This window comes from Brevundimonas sp. GW821-FHT10E09 (genome assembly GCF_058809375.1).
This window is the reverse complement of the sequence record NZ_JBXASO010000019.1, coordinates 1-21855: the sequence shown is the minus strand read 5'-3', so window position 1 is coordinate 21855 and position 21855 is coordinate 1. Positions and strand designations below refer to the sequence as shown.

The following is a 21855-nucleotide window of genomic DNA, read 5'->3' as shown; positions in this document are numbered from 1 at the left end:
AGTCGCCCCCGCCTGGTCGCAAGTGCGACCTGTCCTCCCCACGCGCCTTCGCGCGCGGAGAGGTGACGCCGGCCTATACCGTTCGTCATCCGGTCTATAGATTTTCTGCGCTCTACTCACAGGAAACATGGCCCCTTCCGCGCATTGACCCGCCGCATCTTCGCCCTGATATGGCCATGACCGCGAGGCGCTCCCCCTGACCGCGCGGTCGGAGACGACGATGTCCAAAGTCCTGACACAGGCCGGCCCTTATCGGCGCGGCGGACGATGTAGCGGCTGAAGCCGCCCGATCCGTCACATCCAACCCCCTAGGCCGGACGTCGAAGACGCCGGCTCCGCGCGCCCGTGCGCGCCAAGACACAATCATCAGGAAATCTCTCAAATGCGCACCGCCTTCCGAGCCGCCTCGCCGGCGCTTCTCGCCACCGTCTCCGCCGTCGCCCTGCTGAGCGCCGCGCCCGCCTTCGCTCAAGAGGCCCCGGATGAGGCCGCGACCGTGGACGAGATCGTCGTCACCGGCACCCGCGTGCCCAACCGCTCGCGTCTCGACACCCTGGCGCCGGTCGACGTGGTCTCGGCCCAGAGCCTGCAGAACCGGGGCACGACCGAGTTCGCGACGGCCCTGGCCCAGTCGGTGCCGTCCCTGACCTTCCCGCGCCCCTCGGCCAATGACGGCAGCGACTCGATCCGCCCGGCCACCCTGCGCGGCCTGTCGCCCGACCAGACCCTGGTCCTGGTCAACGGCACGCGCCGCCACGCCTCGGCCCTGGTCAACACCAACGGCGTCGTCGGCCGGGGCTCGGCCGCCGTGGACCTGAACGCCATTCCGACCGCGGCCCTGGACCGGGTCGAGGTGCTGCGCGACGGGGCCTCGGCCCAGTACGGCTCGGACGCCATCGCCGGGGTGGTGAACCTGCGGCTGAAGGAAGCCTCCAGCGGCGGCGGCGCCAGCCTCACCTACGGCCAGTACCTGACCAAGGTGAAGACCGCGCGCGGCGAGCGCGACGAGGAGGACGGAGCCACCACCACCGCCTCGGCCTGGCAGGGGTTCGCCCTGGGCGACGACGGCTTCCTGACCCTGTCGGCGGAATATCTGAACCGCGAGTCGACCAACCGTTCAGACTATGATCCCCGCGCGGCCGCCAACGGCGCCGTGACCGCCCGGTTCGGCGATCCGGACGTCGAGCAGTGGACCGTCTTCGCCAACGCTGGCAAGGGTCTGGGGAACGGCTGGGAGGCCTATGGCTGGGCCGGCTATCAGGACCGCGACAGCTCCGGCGCCGCCTTCCCGCGCCTGCGCGACAACGTCAACAATGTCGCGGTCCTCTATCCGAACGGCTTCCTGCCCAAGGTCGCCGTCAATTCGAAGGACGCCTCCCTGGCCGGGGGCCTGCGCGGCGTCATCGCCGGATGGGACGCCGACGTCAGCCTGGTCTATGGCCGCAACGCGCTCGATTTCCGCACCGAGGATTCGCTGAACTCGACCTATGGGGCGGCGTCGCTGACCAGTTTCGATTCCGGCAGCCTGATCTATGACCAGCTGGTGCTGGGCGCCGACTTCAGCCGGCAGTTCGAGGCCGGCCTGGCGGGCGGTCCGCTGAACCTGGCCTGGGGCCTGGAGCAGCGCTGGGAGAATTATCAGATCGAGGCGGGCCAGGCCGAGAGCTACAATCGCGGACCGCTGAACTTCAGCCCCGTGACCCCGACCGTGGCCCTGTCCGGCGGGGCCCAGGGCTTCCCCGGCTTCCAGCCGTCGAACGCAGTGGACGTGGATCGCGATAATTTCGCCGCCTACGCCGATATCGAACTGCCGATCACCGACAAGCTGACGCTCGCCGGCGCGGTGCGGTTCGAGGACTATTCCGACTTCGGCGACACCCAGACGGGCAAGCTGTCGGGCCGGTATGACTTCACGCCCAACTTCGCCCTGCGCGGTTCGATCTCGACCGGCTTCCGCGCCCCGTCGCTGCAACAGTCCTATTTCACCTCGACCTCGTCGGTGATCCAGGACGGGGCGGTGGTGGAGACCGGGACCTTCCCGTCGGTCAGCCCGGTGGGGACGGCCCTGGGCGGGCGGCCGCTGAAGCCCGAGACCTCGACCAATTATTCGCTGGGCGCCGTGGTGCGGCTGGGGGCCTTCGACCTGACGGTGGACGCCTACAAGATCGAGATCGAGGACCAGATCGTCCTGTCCGAGCTGATCCGCGACCCCGCCCTGCTGACCCCGCTGGGGGTCCAGGCGGCGCGCTTCTTCCTGAACGGGGTCTCGACCACGACCGAGGGGGTGGACGTGGTGGGCCGCTATCGCCTGCCGACCGAGACCGTCGGCGATTTCGACTTCACCGTGGCGGCCAACTTCAACGACGTCTCGCTGGACACCGACCTGGCGCCCGGCCTGTTCGGCCGCCAGCGCATCCTGACGATCGAGGAGGGCACGCCGGACGTGAAGGTCTCGGCCGGGGCCGACTGGCGGCTGCAGAAGTGGGGCGCGACCCTGCGGGCCACCTATTACGGCGACGTGCTGCAACCGGGGTCGGTCGCGGCCAACGACTATCGCACGGGCGAGAAGACGGTGATCGATCTGGAGGGCCGGTATCAGCTGACCGACCGGGTCGGGCTGGCGGTCGGGGCGGACAATCTGTTCGACGAATACCCGGACGCGACCCCGGCCTCGCTGAACTCGAACGGGGTGCTGGGCTATCCCTACAACTCGCCGTTCGGCTTCAACGGCCGGTTCGTCTACGCCCGGGTCAATCTGACCTGGTAGGCGGGCCTGGGCCGACCCTAGGCAGCTCGGACGTCGTCGATCCGGTGCTCGGCGGCGTCCATGGCCTGGTCCATGGCCGCATAGAGACGGGCCTGGGTGACAGGCTTGGCCACATGAGCGTCCATGCCGGCGGACAGGCAGCGCGCCACGTCCTCCGGCATGGCCTCGGCGGTCACGGCCAGGATGGCGGTTCCGGCCGCCGGCCCCTCCAGCGCGCGTATGGCCCGGGTGGCGGCGACGCCGTCCATCACCGGCATGCGGATGTCCATCAGCACCAGGTCGAAATCGCCCGTCCGCACGGCCTCGACCGCCTCGCGCCCGTCGCAGGCCTCGGCGGTCTCGCAATCGACGGCCTGCAGCATGATCCGCAGCAGATCGCGGTTGGCGGGATGGTCGTCGACGACCAGGACCCGCATGCGTCGCGCCTCCAGCGGAGGCGTCTCGACCGCAGGGGCGGCCGCGGCCGCCACGGCCTTGGCCGGGATTTCCACCGTGAATGTCGTCCCCCTGTGGGGCGTGCTTTCGACGGTCACGGTTCCGCCCAGCCGGTCGATGTGGTTCTTGGCCAGGGCCAGACCGACGCCGGCCCCCTCATGGGCGCGGCTGGTGGTGACGTCCGCCTGTTCGAACAGGCTGAATATTCCGGCGAGAACCTCCTCGGTCATGCCGCAACCGGTGTCATTGATCGCGAAACGCAGTCGGTCGCCCACCCGCTCCACCCCGATGCGCACCCCGCCCTTGCCGGTGAACTTCACGGCGTTGCTGCCCAGGTGGTGCAGAATCTGACGCAGCCGTCGCCCGTCGGTCAGGACCAGCCCCTCCGTACCGGGAGCGAAGCCTACAGCGAAGTTCAGGCCCCGGACGGCGGCCCATTCGCGCGCCGGCCCGACGGCCTCGTCGATCAGGGTGGAGAGGTCCTCCGGCTTCAGGTCGAGCGCAGAACAGCCGTTCGACACCTCCAGCAAATCCTCGATCAGGCGCAGCATGGCCTCGCCGCACTGATGCACGGCCTCGACCTGACGTCGGCCCTCGGCGTCCAGTTCGGGATGTCGCGACAGCAGATCCGCATAGCCGGTGATCCCGGTCAGGGGCGTGCGCATCTCGTGGCTCATCATGGCCAGGAACCGGGACTTGGCCGCGTCCGCCTGCTCAGCGCGTTTCAAGGCGGCCAAGGCGGCTTCGGTGCGGACGTTCAGGCGGGCGACAAGGCGACGCCGTTCGGTCGACAGGGCGGTGATCGGCAGGGCCGTGATCACCACGGTCAGGAGAAACAGATGAAGCACGTTCATCTGCCGCATGACGGCGGGCACGCCCTCCAGAGCCGGGTCGAAGACCAGCCGCGTCAGAATCACGGGTCCATGGCCGGTGACGGTGGCGCCGGCCCCGATGACCGAGACCAGGATCACCGCCCCCGCCGTCCACGGCGGAGACAGGCGGAAGGCCAGCAGGATCAACGGCGGGAAGATGATGAACAGAATGGGCGCCTGGTTCTGACCAAAGGCCCACAGGGCTGCAACGGCCACCAGGCTCATCAGAATGACGAACTCGGAGCGCGACGCCAGGGCGTCCTTGCGGAAGCGGTGATTGCGCGCGACCAGCAACAGGGTCGGCGTGACGATCATCATCGCCAGCAGCTCCATGTCGAACAGGTGGCGCATGCGGAAGCCCAGACTTTCCAGCGGCGGCCGCCCGGCGATGACCGCGATCAGGCCCGCCAGCAGGGTGGTCACGGCGACGGCCGGAACCGCTGCCCCGACAGCGAACCGGAACAGGCGAAGCGGACGCCGCATATCGAGGGCCGCCCCGCAAAGGCGACGCGCCAGCAGGGCCGCGATCCCCACCTGCAGCAGGTTCAGGGCGACATTGGTCACCGCGAACAGGAGGATGTCGCCCCGAATGATATTGCTGGCCAGATTGATCAGGACGCAGCCGACCATGACCCCCATGGCCTTGTCCCGGCGCAATTGCAGCACCGCCGCCAGCAGCACGGCGTTGGCGGGCCACATCACGGTGGCGTGCAGGGCCGCGATGCTCCACTGGCCCAGCAACTGACTGGCGATGAACAGCAATACATAGAGCCAGGGCGGCGGGCCTGCCTCCCGACCGGCGTCATGGCGGAAAAACCGCCAGCGCCCACGCCCCAGACTCGATCTGCTCCGACCCATACCGGCAGGCTGGGCCAAAGCCCTTAGAATTCCATTGTTTAAAATCTAGGTAGAATTGCGCACCCGGAGGATCCCGACAAGTAACGGCCAAGGTTCAGGCGTTTTCAGAGATCCGCCCGCTCTTTCCCCCGTTGCAGTTCGGCGGCGGCAAGCCTTATCGTGTTCTGGGTCTGGCGCGGGAACGGCTTGCCGGCGCCCTTGTCGGAACAATTGTGCGGCGACCTGCCGCCTTCGAGGCCCGCGCCGAGGCCTTCGGCAAGAGCATGGAAGCCATGTCCGCCGAGATGGAGGCCGCCGCGACCCAGGCGGACAAGGCCAAGGCCGCGACCGACCTCGCGGCCATCCAGGCGCGTTACGATTCGGAGGCCGCGTCCTTCGCCGCCGAGGTTCAGACCTTCGCCCTCGCCCAGGGCGCGCCGGCCGAACAGGTCGCTGCGGCTGTGGAGCGGATCAAGTCCGTTCCGGCCATGGTCCGCGCCGAGATCGCCGCGAAGACCGCCCCTGCGCCGCAGTAGCGCCGCGTCTTACCGCGATTTCACTTGAGGCGGGGCGGCCTTGGGCGGAGTTTGCACGGGTCACCAACGGGGAAGCTCCCATGATCCGCGCGCTCAGCCTGACGGCCGCCCTGGCCCTTCTGCCCCTCTCCTCGGCGCTCGCCCAGAATGCGGCGTCCAAGAATGCGGCGTCCCAGAATGCGGCGTCCCAGGCGGCGCCGGCCCGGGGCGTGGCTCCCGACCCCGACTCCGCCGAAGCGCGGCTCGAAGCCGCCGCCGACGCCTTTGAGGCGCGGATGGAGGCTTTCGGCAAACGGGCCGAGGCCATTTCCGAAGACCCGAATCTGAGCGAGAGCGCCCGCGGCCAGAGCATCGCCGCCCTCTGGTCCGCCTATGCGCCGGACGTCGCCGCCTTCACCGCCGAAGCCACCCGACACGCGTCCGAACTGGCCGCCGAGGCGTTGAAGGACATCGACGTCGACGCCCTGGTCGAAGACGCCCTGAACGACCCCGAGGTCAAACGCGCGATGGAAGAGGGGATGCAACAGGGCGTCGCCGCCGGAACCGGCATCGCCCGCAACAGCGCCTGGACCAATCCCGATCCCGAACAGATGGTGACCTATGGTCTGATCGCCCAGTACGCGATGGACCAGGCGGCGGACGCCGTGGTCGCGGAGGAAGAGGCGGAGGATGTGGCGCCCATCGCGCCGCCTGAACCGCCGCAAGCCCCCCAGCCGCCGGCGACCTGACCCGGTTTCGCCGTCCGCGTCTGATGAAGGCGTCGCCCGGCCTTGACCGCCGCCGCCATTACAGCGACATCGCGCCGCATGTCCGCCCTGCCCGTCGATCCGCACCTCTATTCGACCTTCCTGGGCGTCATGGTGGTGATGGCCATCACCCCCGGCCCCGCCAATCTGTTCGCGGTCGCCACCGGGGTGGAAAAGGGCCGGGCCTCGGCCCTGGTCGGGGTGGTGGGCATGAACTGCGCCACCCTGGTCTGGTTCGCCGCCGCCGCCCTGGGCCTGGGCGCCCTGGTCAAGGCCTTCCCCGACGCCTTCCACCTGATCGCCATAGGGGGCGCCCTCTATGTCGCCTGGCTGGGCGTCAAGGCCCTGCGCGGCGCCATGCAGAACACCGCCCCGACCGATCCCCAGCAGCCCGATCACGCCGTCGCTGTGCGCAAGGGCCGCAGCGCCTTCATCGACGGGTTCGCGGTCCAGATCGCCAATCCCAAGGCCATCCTGTTCTTCACCGCCGTCCTGCCGCCGTTTCTGGACGTCGAGCGGCCTGTCGCGCCGCAGCTGGCCCTGTTCGCCCTGGCCGTCATCGGCATGGATATGATGTCGATGAGCGCCTACGCCCTGTCCGGCGCCGCCTTGTCGCAACGGATGCAGCAACCCCGGTTCCGGCGCGGTTTCGGCCTGTTCGTCGGCGTCCTTTTGCTGACGGCGGCGGTACTGATCGTATTGCGGCTCTAGACGCAGCCCGGCTTCGTCCTAGATTGGTGGGGAACATGGCCGTTCATGCGCCGTTCAGCCGCCAGCGCGCCCGAATGGGCGATCAAGGAGTCGATTCATGAAAGCCCTATCCAGAAAGACGCCGGCGCTCAGAGCCCTGGCGATGACGGCTGTCGCGGGACTGGCCCTGGCCGCCTGCGCCACCGCCACCCCCTATCAACCCGCCGGCTTCAACGGCGAGCGGGGCGGCTATGCCGAACAGCGGGTCGAGAACAACCGCTATCGCGTCAGCTTCGCCGGAAACTCGGTGACCTCGCGCGAACAGGTCGAGATGTCCCTGCTGCTGCGTTCGGCCGAACTGACGGTCGAGAGCGGCTATGACTGGTTCGCCACCGTCAACCGCGCCACCGACCGCGACACCCGCTACGTCACCACGCCGGACCCCTTCTACAGCCGCTACAACAGCTTCTACGGTCCCTACTGGGGTCCGTCCTGGCGCTATTACCGCGGCGGTTTCTGGAGCCCCTGGGACAGCTGGAGCAACGACTTCGACACGCGTCAGATCGACCGCTACGAAGCCAACGCCGAGATCATCATGGGCCGCGGTCCCAAGCCCGCCGGCGACCCCAACGCCTTCGACGCCCGCGAAGTGATCCAGAACCTCTCCTCGCGCGTCACCCGGCCGCCGCTGCGCTGAGGCGCAGACGAGCGCAAAACAGGAAAGGCCCGGAACTGCGGTTCCGGGCCTTTGTCGGATGGAGAGGCGAGTGGCATGTTGGCGAACTGACGAAGCCTACGTTTATGTTTCAGTCGCTTCGCCTCGCTCGCCTCCGCGAGACGGCGGAAAAAGAACGAACAAAGAACGAAGAATCAGGGCTAGTTTCTGGTGGCGACCCGTTCGCGCGGGCCGCCACCTAACCTGAAAACCGCCGTGCGGGGCGATCCCCAGTTTGCGTTTAGAGGCCACCCTGGATCGGTGGCGTGGTCAGCTCGCTCGGCTTCGCTAGCGATGGAGCCCATGAACAATAGCAACACAGTGACGATCGATGTATCAGCCATCATGCCCGAAATGGCGGTGACCTTCCTCACCGTTAACGCCATCATCAACGCCTTGAGATCACGTGACCCTGAACTTGGGTGCATGGTTGCAGACCTTCTTCGGTCGTGCGCCGCCGACGTGAACAATCCCCTAATCGCGGCGAAGCTGATGGAGTTTGCCGGTGTTGCTGACCATGGGGTGGAAAGAGGCGGAATGATCCCGTCCGACCAGCACGGCTGATAGCGCTCATTGCAGGATAGACTTCTTGATCCTCAGCCCTTGTCATCGTTCTCTAGCGCGAGCTTCGGCTCGCGCCCCTTTTTCGTGGGCTCATGTTTTTTGGCGGCGTCGCCAGCATCCGCTTAACAACGTTCAGCCATGGGATCGGGCGTTTCAGTCATGCCAAAAAGTCTCCAGACCGTCTCGGACGAGATGCTAATGGCGATAGGTCGCCTGATTATGACGGCCAGTGCCGTCGAGGCACAGGTAGGATTTCAAATCCTAAGAATGATAAGCCCTATAGAATATGTGATGGATCATGCTTGGCCGCTCGTTGCCGGCATGGATTTTAAGGTCAAGCTCAGCCAGATCAGAACACTTATTGCGGCCTACCCAGAACCTGCACGACTATACATCGTCGAGTGCTGCGACGAACTCCAAACCTACTACTCTCGCCGAAATGATGTTGCGCATCGCTTCATTGTCCCTAGTCGTCGCGGAAAGTACGCGCTCCACACAATGAAGGGCGAGGCGAAGACCGGCGTTCCAGCTAGCCCAATTGAAGTCGGCCCAGCCGAACTGGACGAATGGGGAAACCGTTTGCTCACCTGGTCGAACGAGCTTGAGCAAGCTCTCACGGACCTTGGATTTCCACTGTCAGGACCGACGCCAGAACACGTAGGAGAACGGCCAACCGAAGCTCAGACGGAGGCGCGACGTCCCAAATCCCGTGTTCCTCGCCCAACGCGTAAACGACCTCGACCCTAGCCATGAGGCTTTTCTCGCTTGGGAATGCCAGCCTGTCGGCTATGCTCCCGTCATAAATCTCCGGTATGCAAAGTGCAGAAATCGGAGCGTGCCTAAGCCGGATGCGGACAAGTTGAGGAAATGACGGACGGTGGCTACGCCTGCTGGTTCTGCGACCGGCCGATAGAGCGCACTGATCCCGGCGCCGTGCTGGTCCATGTTCGCGGCTTCTGGGCTTGGTACGACGGATCGAATGCTGACGACGACCCGGCGCAGGACGTTTACGCTCACTCCGCCTGTGCAAAGAACCGGCTGAAGGGAGCGACGATGACCTTGGACCCTTCCGTTTTCCTAGAGGATGACGCGTGACCTAAAGGCGGGTTTGTGAAAAACGCACATGCCAAAGGAAAAGGCCCGGAACTGCGGTTCCGGGCCTTTGTCGTTTCAGGGCGCGCCCGCCTATTTCATGGCCGCCAGGGCGTGGCCGGCGATCAGGGCGTCGGCCAGACCGTGCGGATTGCGGACATTGTAGTTCTCGGTCGTCACCACCACGACCGTGTCCAGGTCCGGAACGATCACCACCTTGTTGCCGCCGGTCCCCGCCATCGCCCAGGCGGGATGGGCCACGCCGTTGACCTGATAGGTCGGCAGCCAGACCAGATAGCCATAGTCGCCCCGTTCGGGATCGACCGTGGAATGCGGGGCGGTCATGGCCTTCGCAAAGGCCTCCGGCAGCACCTGACGCCCGTCCCAACGCCCCTGGTTCAGCAACAGCTGGCCCAGGGTCAGCAGGTCGCGGCTGCGCAGGCCTAGGCCGCCGCCGCCCTGGGCCAGACCCGTGGGCGAGGTCTGCCACTGCTCGCCCTCGATCCCCAGCGGGCCGAACAGGGCCTCGCGCGCAAAGGCCTGAAGCGGTTCGCCCGTCGCCGCCTGGACTACGGCGCCCAGGGTGGTCACGCCGGCAGTGCAATAGCTGAAGGCCCGGCCATAGGGCTGGTCCGCCGGTTTCGGAATCCAGGCGGGAAAGCCGCGGATCGGCAGGTCCAGGGCGAACTTGACCCAGTCCTCGATCAGATACATCCGCTCCTCGTTGCCGCGCGAGAAGGAATTGTCGTCGTCGCATTCCAGCAGCGAACTCATGGTCAGCAGGTCCTCGACCGTGATCGCGGCCTTGCGCGGGTCGGGATTGTCGAACGGCCCATGGTCGGCGACGAAGGGCAGGATCGGGGCGTCGACGCTGGCGATGTCGCCGCGCGCGACGGCGGCGCCGACCAGCATGGCGGTGACGGTCTTGGTCACGGAGCGGGTGTTGCGCCGGCTCTCGCGCCCGGCTTCGTCGAAATAAACCTCGTGCACCAGCCGACCGTGGCGGGCGATCAGGACGCTGGTGATCTTCTGGAAGGTCCCGGCGCGGACGGCGGTGTCCATGGCCGCCAGCCCCTCGGCGGAGACGTCCTGGCTTTCAGGCGCTGCGACGGGCCAGGCCGGTTCGGCCGCGACGGGGGACGAGACGAGAGCGAGCCCGAGGGCCGCGACAAGCAGGGAACGCATGACAATCCTTGAGAGAGGCGAGACCCGAGGTGTGGCAGGATGCGCGCGCCGGGTCTTGAACAGGTGAAACCGGCTCAGGCGAACAGGGCGCGATAGCGGCCGGGCGTCAGGCCGTAGATATGCCCGAACTCGCGGGTCAGATGGCTCTGGTCGGCATAGCCCCCCAGCGCGGCCAGTTCGGCCAGGTCCACGCCCCGCGCCAGTCGTCCGGCGGCCCGATCGGCCCGCGCCTGGCGAATGGCGGCCGCCGGCGAGCGGCCGAAATGGCGACGATAGCGGCGCGCCAGCGAGACGGCGTGGACCCCGACGATGCGGGCCACGGTCGCCACCTCCAGCCCCGGCTGATCGGCCAGGTCGTGCAGAACCTCATGGGCCCGCAGCAGCCACTCCGGCGCCGGATCCTCGTTCAGGTCGCCGGGGGTCAGCACCGTCGCCGCCAGATCCAGGGTCAGCCCCTCCATCACGACCGCGTCTCCGGCCGCGAACCGACCGGCCACCCCGATCAGACGTCGCGCCGCGCCTTCGGCCAGGGCGCCGCGCAACCGCATGGGGTCGCCGCGCCCGGCGCTTTTCGGGGGATCGAAACTGATGGACAGGAAGCGGCCGCCGGCCTCGGTGAAACAGTCGCGATGTTCGACGCCCGGCGGATTCCACACCAGGGCGCCGGGGCCGAAGGCGGCGCCCCTGGGCGTCAGGGGGTCGTGCGCCAGGCTGCAATAGCCGTCGTCGAGCGCCAGGATGAAATGGGCGTCGTCATGGGCGTGAGGCACGACGCTCTCGGGCGGACGGTCGGCGATCCACAGGCCGACGCGAAATCCCCCGGCCTCGACCGTCCGCGAGGCGGCGCCGAAGAAGTCGCCGGACGACAGATGTGGTCTGGCCATGAACCGATCCCCGCGCGGCCTCTCCCGCCACGCTTGGCATCATGCGCGGGACTGACGCAAAGAAAAAGGCCCGGAACCTGGGTTCCGGGCCTGTCTCTTTCGATGCTTGCGAACCCGGACCTAGTCCAGGGTGCGCTTGATCTCTTCGACCGTGAAGCACTCGATGTAGTCGCCTTCCTTGATATCCTGGAAGCCCTGGAACTGCATGCCGCATTCCTGGCCGGCCGTGACTTCGTTGACCTCGTCCTTGAAGCGTTTGAGCGTGTTGAGCACGCCCAGCTCCAGAACCACCACATCGTCGCGGATGATGCGGACGCGGGCGCCCTTGCGGACCACGCCTTCCGACACCCGGCAACCGGCGATCTTGCCGATCTTGGAGATGTCGAACACCTGCAGCACGGCGGCGTTGCCCAGGAAGGTTTCCCGTTGCAGCGGCGCCAGCATGCCGGACAGCACGCCCTTAATATCGTCCAGCAGGTCGTAGATGATCGAATAGTAGCGGATCTCGACGCCCTCGCGCTCGGCCAGATCACGCGCCTGTTTCGACGCACGGACGTTGAAGCCCAGGATCGGCGCGCCGGCCGACTTGGCCAGGTTGACGTCGCTCTCGGTGATGCCGCCGGCGCCGGAATAGACGGTGCGGGCGCGCACCTCGTCGGTGCTCATCTTGTCCAGCGAGCTGACGATGGCTTCGGCCGAACCCTGCACGTCCGCCTTGATGACGACCGGCAGTTCCGAGACCTTCTTGGACTGCAGGCGGGACATCATGTCGACCAGCGACACGGAACCGCCCGAGACCTGGGCCTTTTCGCGCTTCACCCGCTGACGGTATTCGGTCAGCTCGCGGGCGCGGGCTTCGGATTCCACCACGGCGAAGACGTCGCCCGGAGACGGGGCCTCGTCCAGGCCGAGGATCTCGACCGGGACGGACGGACCGGCTTCGGTCAGCTGCTCGTTGCGTTCGTTCAGCAGGGCGCGAACCTTGCCCCACGATCCGCCGGCCACGACGATATCGCCGCGCTTCAGCGTACCGCGCTTGACCAGGACGGTGCCGACGGGGCCGCGGCCCTTGTCCAGCTTGGCCTCGATGACCACGCCCTCGGCCGAGCGATCGGCGTTGGCGCGCAGATCCATGACCTCGGCCTGGACCAGGATGGCTTCCAGCAGGCCGTCGAGGTTCATCCGCTCCTTGGCCGAGACCTCGATGATCTGGGTCTCGCCGCCCAGGTTTTCGGCGATGACTTCGTGCTGCAGCAGCTCGTTGACGACCTTCTGAGACGTGGCCCCCGGCTTGTCCATCTTGTTGACCGCGACGATCAGCGGAGCCCCGGCCGCCTTGGCGTGCTGGATGGCCTCGATGGTCTGCGGCATGACGCCGTCGTCGGCAGCCACGACCAGCACCACGATGTCGGTCACATTGGCGCCGCGCGCCCGCATGGCCGAGAAGGCGGCGTGGCCCGGGGTGTCCAGGAAGGTGACCTTCTGGCCGTCGTCCAGGCGCACCTGATAGGCGCCGATATGCTGGGTGATGCCGCCGGCTTCGCCGCCCGCGACGTCGGTGGTGCGCAGGGCGTCCAGCAGCGAGGTCTTGCCGTGGTCGACGTGGCCCATGATGGCCACGACGGGGGCGCGGACATCGGCCGCTTCCGCGTCGTCGGCGTCGCCCAGGAAGCCGAATTCGATGTCGGATTCAGAGACGCGCTTGACCGCCATGCCGAACTCCTCGGCCACCAGTTCGGCGGTGTCGGAGTCGATCACGTCGTTGATCTTCATCATCAGGCCCTGTTTCATCAGGAATTTGATGATGTCGACGCCGCGCACGGCCATCCGGTTGGACAGCTCCTGCACGGTGATGATGTCAGGGATGACCACTTCGCGCGGACGGTTGGGCGCATCGGTCGATCCGCCCTTGCGCTTTTCCTTCTCGCGTTCGCGGGCGCGGCGGACCGAGGCCAGCGAGCGCATGCGCTCGGCGGCGTCGCCGTCGCCGACCACGGACTGGATGGTCATGCGGCCTTCGCGGCGCTTCGGCTCGCCGCGCGTGCGGCTGACCGCCTTGCCGGCGTCGGAGAAACGCTTCTCGCGATCGTCGTCGCGACCGACCGGACGGCCGAAGCCGGCGCCGGGGGCGCGGCTGGGGCGGGCCACTTCGGCCTGGGCCGGAGGGGCGTTGGGGGTCGGACGACCGCCAGGACCGGTGCGCGAGCCGCCGGGACGAGCGGCGCCGGGGGCGGGACGCGGGTTCAGGGCCGAATAGCGGACGGGTTCAGCCGGCTTGGCGCCTTGCGGACGACCTGCGCCGCCGGGACCCGGGCGGGCGCCCTGGGGACGGTCGGCTTGCGGACGGTCGGTCTGCGGGCGATCCGTATAGGACCGTTCGCCGCCGCCCATCGCCTGTTCACGGGCCGAACGACCGCCGAAGGCGGGACGCTCGGGGGCCGCGCGCTGCGGATTGCCGGGCTTGGGCACGCGCTGGCCGAAGTTGACCACCGGACGGGCCGGAGCCGCCGGACGGGCCGGAGCGGCGGGCGCCGGGGTCGCGGCGGCCGTCGGCGCAGGCGTCGTGGCAGGCGTCGGGGCGACCGGAGCCGGCGTCGGGGCTGCGGCGACGGGCGCAGCGGGTTTGGGCGCAGGCTTGACCGGCTGAGGCGCGGCGGCCGTCAGCTTGGCGGCCTGGGCGCGGGCGGCTTCGGCGGCGGCCTGAGCGGCGGCGGCCTCGTCGCGGGCCGCCTGGGCGGCGCGTTCCGTGGCGGCGGCGCGTTCGCGTTCGGCGGCTTCACGTGCGGCCTTCTCGGCGACGGCGGCGCGTTCACGCTCGGCGTTGGCCTGGGTCGCGACGGCGATGGCGCGACGACGGGCTTCCTGCTCCTCAGGCGACAGGGCGCCGCCGACGGGTTGCGACGTGCGCTGACCCTGCGGACGATTCTGCGACGACGACTGCTGCGGACGCGCCACGTCGAAGCCCTGCGGGCGTTGCGGCCCGCCGGCGCCGGGTCGACGCTTGGTCTCGACCACCACCGTCTTGGACCGCCCGTGGCTGAAGCTCTGCTTGACGGTCCCGGTCGGGACCGATCCCACAACGCGCGGCTTCAGGCTCAGCGGGGCGCGCGGCCCCGTCTGGGACGGCGTGCCGCCCTGATTGCCCTGGCTCGCACCTTGGCCCGAACCCTGGCCTTGGTTGGTCTTGTCGTTTTCGTCGCTCATCCGGTCGCTTTACTAGGGGCGGAAAATCCCGCCGTCGTCTCAATGCACATGAACGACCGTGAGCCCGTCTCCGCCCTTGGAGACAGGCCCTCGGCCGCCAAAATCCTCAGCTCGCCCCACCTTTATCAAGGTCAGTCGGGGTTGCTCCCGCCGATCCGTCCCCGTCCCTGGGAATATCCCAGTGAGCGGGGCGAAGCGGCCGAAATCCAGCCAGTCGTTCGACCTCCATGGTCCAACGCTCGGCCCTTCCGCCCGCAAGCAGGACGGCGTGTATCGCATTTTCCAGCCCAAGGGCCAAACTCAAATCGTCCACAGTGAACGCGCCGCAGACTTTCGCGGTCTGATGGCGGGCCAGGGCGAGGATTTTGCCACGCCCGTCGGCCGAGCCGTCGGCGGCCTCGATCACCCAGGCGACCTTGCCGGCCCGCAGATTGGCGGCGGACTTTTCGAAGCCAGAGATAAGCACGCCTTCGCGCCGGGCAAGACCCAGCTGGTCGAGACAGCGCCGGAACAGCAGCCGTTCGACGATATCGGCCAGGTCGGCCGGGGCGGTCAGTTTCATCTTGGCGGCGCGGGTGAAGCCGTTCTTCTTGACCGCCGTCTCGATCGACGTGCGGCTGGCTTCGACCCACAGGCCGCGGCCGGGCAGTTTCCTGCCCAGGTCGGGAACCACCTGGCCATCGGGCCCGGCGACGAAACGGATCAGGCGAGATTCGTCCATGACCTCGTGAGAGACGAGGTCCCGGCGTTCCCGATCAATCGTTGCGTCGCGCAAGCTCATATGTGGCCAGGTCTCCCATCACGCGTTCGACGGTTCGGAAGAGTCCTCGGCGAGGACCTCCGCATCGTCGGCAGTTGCGTCTGAACCGTCGGCGTCGACTTCGGTTTCAGCCGGCGCGTCGCCGAACACCTGGTCCGGGTCGTATTCGCCGTCGGCGAATTCTTCCTCTTCCTCTTCCGGCGCGGGCTGCGGCAGTTCCGAGGCGTCGATCCAGCCGGCGGCCACACGGGCCTGCAGGATCAGCATTTCGGCGTCTTCCTGGGCCAGGTTGAAGCTTTCCAGCACGCCCGGGACCTTGACCCGTTCGCCGTTCTTCACTTCGTAGCCGCCGCGGATCTCGTCGGTGGCCAGGTCGGCCAGGTCCTCGACGGTCTTGACCCCGCCCTCGCCCAGGGCGACGGCCATGGCCAGGGTCACGCCCGGCACCTGCAGCACGCCGTCCTCGACGCCCAGTTCGACGCGCTTGGCGTCCAGCTCGGCGGCCTTGCGGTCCAGGAAGTCGCGGGCGCGGGCTTGCAGTTCCTCGGCGGTCTCCTCGTCGAAACCTTCGATTTCCGAGACTTCATAGGGGTCGACATAGGCCAGGTCTTCGATCGTGGCGAAGCCTTCGGTGACCAGCAGTTGGGCGATGACCTCGTCCACGTCCAGGGCCTCCTGGAACAGGCCGGTGCGCTCGCTGAACTCGCGCTGGCGACGCTCAGAGTCCTGGGACTCGGTGATGATGTCGATCTGCCAGCCGGTCAGCTGGCTGGCCAGGCGCACGTTCTGGCCGCGACGGCCGATGGCCAGCGACAGCTGTTCGTCGGGCACGACCACTTCCACGCGGCCGGCTTCTTCGTCGAGCACGACCTTGGAGACTTCGGCCGGGGCCAGGGCGTTGACGATGAAGGTGGGCTCGTCCGGGTTCCACTGGATGATGTCGATCTTCTCGCCCTGCAGTTCGGCGACGACCGCCTGAACGCGCGAGCCGCGCATGCCGACGCAGGCGCCGACCGGATCGATCGAGCTGTCGTTCGACAGGACGGCCATCTTGGCGCGCGAGCCCGAGTCACGCGCGGCGGCGCGGATCTCGATCACGCCGTCATAGACTTCCGGCACTTCCTGGGCGAACAGCTTGGCCATGAAGCCCGGATGGGCGCGCGACAGCATGACCTGCGGGCCCTTGGCCTCGGGCCGGACGTCGTAGATGTAGGTGCGGATCCGGTCGCCGATGTTGAACACTTCGCGCGGGATGGACTGGTCGCGGCGCATGACGCCCTCGCCCCGGCCCAGGTCGACGATGGTGTTGCCGTATTCGACGCGCTTGACCGTGCCGTTGACGATCTCGCCGACGCGATCCTTGAACTCTTCATACTGGTTGGCGCGCTCGGCCTCGCGGACCTTTCCGGTCACGACCTGGCGGGCCATCTGGGTCTGGACGCGGCCGAACTCGAACGGCGGCAGGGTCTCGACATATTCCTTGCCGACCACGGCTTCCGGGTCGCGCTTCAGGGCGTCCTTCAGGCGCACCATGGCGCTGTCGTTGAACTCTTCCAGCTCGTCTTCCGGCTGCCAGTCGTCCTCGACGATGGTGACGTGACGGGTCAGGGCCAGTTCGCCGGTCTTGTGGTCGATCTTGGCGCGGATGTCGTGGTGGGCGCCGTAACGCGACTTGGCGCCCTTCTGGATCGCTTCTTCAATCGCCTCGATGACGACTTCGCGTTCGATGTTCTTTTCGCGGGCCACGGCCTCGGCGATCTGCAGCAGTTCGAGGCGGTTGGCGGAAATACCGGTGACGGCCATCAGGCGTTGTCCTCAGAAGGGGTCGTGGTGTCGGTTGTGTCTTCGGCGGCTTCCCCTTCGGGCAGGCCGTCGTCTTCAGGTTCGCCGCGCGCGGCGCGAATGGCGGCGCCCCGTTTCATCAGGGCGTCGGTCAGGACCAGTTTCGCATCGCTCAACCAGTCGAAGGGGATCAGGGCGGTCTCTTCCTCGCCGTCCAGGTCGATCAGGACATTGCCGTCCTCATAGCCGGCCAGCACGCCCTTGAAGCGCTTGCGGCCCTCGATCATCCGGTCCGTCTCCAGCCGCGCCTCCTCGCCCTCGAACAGGTCGAAGTCGAGCGGACGGGTCAGGGGCCGGTCGATGCCGGGCGACGAGACCTCCAGCATATATTCGCCGGCGATGGGGTCGGCGGCGTCGAACACCTCCGACACGGCGCGGCTCAGCTTGGCGCACTGCTCGACCGAGATGTCGTGGTCGGACGGGCGTTCAGCCATGATCTGCAGACGCTGGCGCTTGGAGCCGGTCATCAGGCGGACGCGCACGATCTCGAGACCGAGCGACTCCGCAATGGGGTCGATCAGCTCGAGCAGTTGGCGGTCCTGGGCGGTTCTTGCGCGCAAGCGGCGATTATCCAAAACAAAAGCGGCGGTCCGTCCGGGCCGCCGCTTGGAACGACGCCGTTGGACGCCGGTCTAACGATGTGGAGGGCCATATAGGCGGTTCAGGATCGCTTGTCAGCCCCAATCGGCGCCCACCGGCCGCGACTGAGGCGGAAATAGAGGGCTCCGGCCAGAAACCCGCCCGTCAGAATGCCCGCCACGCTTGCCGCCAACATCATATCCCACGCGAAAGGGGCGCTCTCGGCGTCCGGCCCAAGCTGTGTTCGAAATCCCCATGGCGCGATCAAAAAACTCACGGTCGGCGCTAGGGAACGGCCGATCAGCGCAACAAGGACGTAGGCGCCCGCGCTTGCAGACCCTGCAAAGCCCCATGCCCACCAGGGCCGGGTCTGCACCCCACGCTCGGCCAGCCAGCATCCGGCACCGCCGAACAGCAGGGCGGGGACGACGCCCCACGCCGTCACAAGCAGGAAAAGAACGAAGAGGTTCAGTATGCCCCCGATGACGTCGATCGCCACCCCGCCGCCACCGCCGCCACCGCCGCCACCGACGGCGGCCGCCTGCGGAATAGAGACCAGCAACACGCAGGCGAAAAACGCGACCAGCGAAAGACCCGGCGCATAGAGGGCGCTGGCGACCAAATGGTCGATCTTTGGGGTGGGGCCGCTTCGCTTCACTTCCACTTCCACTTCCCCAAGCGCACTAGATGACCAGTCGGAGAATGCCCGCCCACTCCAGATTGCAACCCTGGATTCTAGATGAGGCTGAGCCGCCCCAGATAATCCATCTTGCTCAACGGCACGCCTTCCTTGCGCAGGATGGCGTAGGCGGTCGTGACGTGGAAATGGAAGTTCGGCAGGACGAAGCTGGTCAGATAGCCCAGGCCGTCGAAATTCATCTCGCGGCTAGGCGTCTTCAGCGTCACCGGCCGAGTCTCGGCCCCGGCGAAGGCGGCGGGGTCCACGCCCTCGATGAAGGCGAGGGTGCGGGCGATCCGGTCCTTCAGTTCGGCGAAGTTCGTCTCGTCATCCGCCATGGCCGGGTTGTCGACGCCGGCCAGCCGCGCCACGGCGCCCTTGGCCGAGTCCGACGCCAGCTGAACCTGGGCGGCCAGGGGGCGCATGTCCTCGTGAAGCCGGGCCTGGATCAGGACGGCTTCGTCAAACCCCTCCGCCAAGGCCTTGTCCAGAAGGCCGGACAGATTGGTCAGGCCGCGCACGAGGATGGGCGAGGCGACGTCGTAGATCGAGAGGGTCATTCCAGGGATCCGGCCAGGGCTTTGGTGAGGAGGCCATAGCTGGGCGGTTCATCGCCGCGGCGCCAGCCCCCCGCTCCACCTCCGGCCCTAGAATTCTTCCCAGCCCTCCGAAGCAGGTGCGGCCTGGGGTGCGGCCTCGACCTTCAGCGCCGCGCCGCCGCGACCGAGAGTCTTCAGGGCGGCGACCATATGGTTCGAACGGGCGGGAGCCGGGGCGCCGGGCCTCGACGCCGCGCGGGGCGCGGGCGCGGTGGCGAGGGCCGACGCGGTTTCGCCGACCTTGAACTGGGCCACCGAGGCCTGCAGGGTCTCGGCCTCCTGGGCCAGCGAATGGCTGGCGGCGGTCGACTGCTCGACCATGGCGGCGTTTTGCTGGGTGACCTGGTCCATCTGGTTCACCGCCGTATTGACCTGGGCCAGGCCGACGGCCTGTTCCTGGGCCGAGGCGGCGATCTCCGACACCAGGCCGTCGATCTCGGCGACCCGGTCCACGATCCGTTGCAGGGCCTCGCCGGTCTGACCGACCAGTTTCACGCCCGAACCGACCTGATGGGTCGAGGCCGAGATCAGGGTCTTGATCTCCTTCGCCGCCTCGGCCGAACGCTGGGCCAGGGCGCGGACTTCCGACGCCACCACGGCAAAGCCGCGACCGGCCTCGCCGGCTCGGGCCGCCTCGACCCCGGCGTTCAGGGCCAGCAGATTGGTCTGGAAGGCGATCTCGTCGATGACGCCGATGATCTGGTTGATCTGCGCCGAAGACCCCTCGATCGCGTGCATGGCCGAGACGGCGTCGCGGACGATGACGCCCGAGGTTTCGGCGTCGCCCTTGGCCGACTGGACCACGTCCGAGGCCTGGCGGGCGCCCGAGGCGGTCTTGTTCACCGTGGCGGTGATCTCGTCCAGGGCGGCGGCGGTTTCCTCCAGGCTGGCGGCCTGCTGTTCGGTGCGGCGCGACAGGTCGTCGGCGGCCTGCGAAATCTCGCCGGCGCCCGACCGGATGCCGGCCACATTGCCCAGGACCACGCCCATGGCCTGCTGCAACTGGGCGATGGCGGTGTTGAAATCGGTCTTCAGCTTGGCGTAGTCGCCGGGGAAATCATGAGTGATGCTGTAGGTCAGGTCGCCGCGCGTCAGGTGTTCCAGACCCTCGCCCAGGGCCGCGACCACGGTCGCCTGTTCGCGGGCCAGGGCGTCCGCCGCGCGCTGGTTGCGGGCCCGCTCCTCGTCCGACTGGTTGCGCAGGGCCGCGCCCTCGGCCTCCAGCTGCATCTTCTCGATGGCGGCGTCGCGGAAGGCGATCAGGGCGACGCCCATCTTGCCCAGTTCGTCCTTGCGTTGGGCGTGGGGCACGTCGATCGTGGTGTCGCCGGCCGACAGCCGCCCCATCCGGTCGCCCATGCCCGACAGGGCGCCGACGATGGACCGCGCCACGACAAGGCCGGCGGCCAGGGCGGCGATGGTCGCCACCGCGATGGCGATCAGGGTGGTCAGCGCCGCCGCATCGACCTTTTGCGAGGCCTGCGCCGACTCCTCGGCGGTCAGTTCGACCTTGGCGTTGGTGAAGGCGGTCAATTTCGGGATCAGATCCGCCATTCTGGCGTCCATCTCGGTCAGCACGGGGCGCCCCGCCACCGCGTCATTGGCCAGGCCCAGCTCGACGGACCGCGCGGCCAGGGCGCGGACTTCGTTCAAGGGGCCGCGGAAGCCCTCGATCTCGTCCTTCCAGTGCGGCGCGATGGATTCCGCCTCCGCCAGCAAGGTCTCGATCGTCTCGATTTCCACCTTCGTCTGATCGGCCGCCTGGCGCGCCTCGGCCGAGGCCCCGTCATAGACGAAGACCTTGTAGGTGTCGTAGCCCAGGCCCTGAAGGGTCCGGTTGACCCGGATCATCCTCACCAGGGCGACGTTGTCCACATCGACCAGCCGGCTGTAGTCGGCGTCGATCTTCTTCATCTCCCAGGCGCTGTAGGCGGCGCCCCCCAGCCCCACCAGGGCCAGCAGGACCAGGGGCACGATGATCTTCACGGCGATCTTCGTATCGGACAGGATCTTGTTCAAGGCCATCTCCAGGCGCCAAAGCACGGACAGGATTCAAGGATCTTGAACCCTGGCTTCAGGCGCTCCGCTGGGCTTGCGGTCCCGGAAGAACGGACACTCCAGTCCCCAGAAGCGACACAGGGGTGAAACCTGAAACCTGTGCGACTGTGGCGTCCCGGATCGGGACGAATCGTAAACGCGGCGTTAGGGCAAACTACATATACCGCCGATCCCTCAGCGGCGGCCTGCGCCTACGGCGTCAGAACTCTTCCCAACCTTCGGCCTCGACCTGAGGCTTGGGCGCCGCGCCGCCACGACCGACGGTCTTCAGCGCCTGAACCAATTGGCGGGCCGGCGCCGCGCGGGCCGGCGTCGGCGCGGCGACCGGCGTGGCGCCGCTCGTCCCGACCTTGAACTGGGCGACCGAGGCTTGCAGAGACTGGGCTTCCTGCGACAGCGAATGGCTGGCGGCGGTCGACTGTTCGACCATCGCGGCGTTTTGCTGCGTCACCTGGTCCATCTGGTTCACGGCCGTATTGACCTCGGCCAGGCCGATGGCCTGTTCCTGGGCCGAGGCGGCGATTTCCGACACCAGGCCGTCGATCTCGGCGACACGGTCCACGATCCGCTGCAGGGCCTCGCCGGTCTGACCGACCAGTTTGACGCCCGAGCCGACCTGGTGGGTCGAGGTCGAGATCAGGGTCTTGATTTCTTTCGCCGCCTCGGCCGACCGCTGGGCCAGGGCCCGGACTTCGGAGGCCACGACCGCAAAGCCGCGACCGGCTTCGCCGGCGCGCGCCGCCTCGACCCCGGCGTTCAGGGCCAGCAGATTGGTCTGGAAGGCGATCTCGTCGATGACGCCGATGATCTG

At 67.7% G+C, this 21855-nt stretch carries 17 protein-coding genes; 6 read left to right on the top strand and 11 right to left on the bottom strand.

The features are described from left to right. The first annotated feature begins 382 nt into the window (after positions 1-382). Positions 383-2767: a TonB-dependent receptor plug domain-containing protein gene (locus tag AC1RSI_RS15220; protein ID WP_492322669.1), complete on the top strand. Its 2385-nt coding sequence runs from the start codon at positions 383-385 to the stop codon at positions 2765-2767. A gap of 17 nt (positions 2768-2784) precedes the next feature. Here AC1RSI_RS15220 and AC1RSI_RS15215 read toward each other — a convergent pair whose 3' ends face one another. Then, positions 2785-4836, bottom strand: coding sequence for a response regulator (locus AC1RSI_RS15215; RefSeq protein WP_447941244.1), 2052 nt, complete (start codon positions 4834-4836; stop codon positions 2785-2787). Between the two features lie 308 nt (positions 4837-5144). Here AC1RSI_RS15215 and AC1RSI_RS15210 point away from each other — a divergent pair, with 308 nt between their 5' ends. The 5 genes from AC1RSI_RS15210 (at position 5145) to AC1RSI_RS15190 (ending at position 8162) form a co-directional block, all read left to right on the top strand. Then, on the top strand, positions 5145-5447 hold the full coding sequence (locus tag AC1RSI_RS15210) for a hypothetical protein (RefSeq protein ID WP_154725969.1): 303 nt from the start codon (positions 5145-5147) through the stop codon (positions 5445-5447). 80 nt (positions 5448-5527) lie between these two features. Beyond that, positions 5528-6175 carry a hypothetical protein gene (locus tag AC1RSI_RS15205; protein WP_154725970.1) on the top strand — a complete coding sequence of 216 codons (648 nt, stop codon included), beginning with the start codon at positions 5528-5530 and terminating at the stop codon, positions 6173-6175. Between the two features lie 78 nt (positions 6176-6253). Next, positions 6254-6904, top strand: coding sequence for a LysE family translocator (locus AC1RSI_RS15200; RefSeq protein WP_154725977.1), 651 nt, complete (start codon positions 6254-6256; stop codon positions 6902-6904). A gap of 97 nt (positions 6905-7001) precedes the next feature. Continuing rightward, positions 7002-7580: a CC0125/CC1285 family lipoprotein gene (locus AC1RSI_RS15195; protein WP_154725971.1), complete on the top strand. Its 579-nt coding sequence runs from the start codon at positions 7002-7004 to the stop codon at positions 7578-7580. A gap of 321 nt (positions 7581-7901) precedes the next feature. Then, positions 7902-8162: a hypothetical protein gene (locus AC1RSI_RS15190; RefSeq protein ID WP_154725972.1), complete on the top strand. Its 261-nt coding sequence runs from the start codon at positions 7902-7904 to the stop codon at positions 8160-8162. 1185 nt (positions 8163-9347) lie between these two features. Here the strand turns inward: AC1RSI_RS15190 and AC1RSI_RS15185 are convergent. From AC1RSI_RS15185 to AC1RSI_RS15140, 10 genes are all read right to left on the bottom strand, one after another. After that, positions 9348-10439, bottom strand: coding sequence for a serine hydrolase domain-containing protein (locus tag AC1RSI_RS15185; protein ID WP_154725973.1), 1092 nt, complete (start codon positions 10437-10439; stop codon positions 9348-9350). A gap of 74 nt (positions 10440-10513) precedes the next feature. Beyond that, on the bottom strand, positions 10514-11323 hold the full coding sequence (locus AC1RSI_RS15180; protein WP_154725974.1) for a helix-turn-helix domain-containing protein: 810 nt from the start codon (positions 11321-11323) through the stop codon (positions 10514-10516). 120 nt (positions 11324-11443) lie between these two features. Continuing rightward, on the bottom strand, positions 11444-14527 hold the full coding sequence (gene infB / locus AC1RSI_RS15175) for a translation initiation factor IF-2 (RefSeq protein ID WP_447941245.1): 3084 nt from the start codon (positions 14525-14527) through the stop codon (positions 11444-11446). 106 nt (positions 14528-14633) lie between these two features. Next, positions 14634-15308, bottom strand: a complete 675-nt coding sequence (locus tag AC1RSI_RS15170; RefSeq protein WP_008264043.1) for an RNA-binding protein — start codon at positions 15306-15308, stop codon at positions 14634-14636. An 18-nt stretch (positions 15309-15326) separates the two neighbouring features. Beyond that, positions 15327-17090 (bottom strand): transcription termination factor NusA, encoded by a 1764-nt coding sequence (gene nusA / locus AC1RSI_RS15165; RefSeq protein WP_154727034.1) that lies wholly within the window; start codon positions 17088-17090, stop codon positions 15327-15329. Then, positions 17090-17689: a ribosome maturation factor RimP gene (rimP, locus tag AC1RSI_RS15160; RefSeq protein ID WP_154727033.1), complete on the bottom strand. Its 600-nt coding sequence runs from the start codon at positions 17687-17689 to the stop codon at positions 17090-17092. The genes nusA and rimP overlap by 1 nt, the downstream gene beginning before the upstream one ends. Before the next feature lie 101 nt (positions 17690-17790). Continuing rightward, positions 17791-18330, bottom strand: a complete 540-nt coding sequence (locus tag AC1RSI_RS15155) for a hypothetical protein (RefSeq protein ID WP_291756008.1) — start codon at positions 18328-18330, stop codon at positions 17791-17793. Positions 18331-18443: 113 nt separating this feature from the next. Continuing rightward, entirely contained in the window at positions 18444-18947 is a 504-nt protein-coding gene (locus AC1RSI_RS15150; protein WP_154726884.1) for a DUF1993 domain-containing protein, read from the bottom strand. 87 nt (positions 18948-19034) lie between these two features. Beyond that, on the bottom strand, positions 19035-21011 hold the full coding sequence (locus AC1RSI_RS15145) for a methyl-accepting chemotaxis protein (protein ID WP_154726885.1): 1977 nt from the start codon (positions 21009-21011) through the stop codon (positions 19035-19037). A 232-nt stretch (positions 21012-21243) separates the two neighbouring features. Beyond that, the coding region (locus tag AC1RSI_RS15140) for a methyl-accepting chemotaxis protein (RefSeq protein ID WP_492793347.1) at positions 21244-21855 on the bottom strand (612 nt) is incomplete at its 5' end.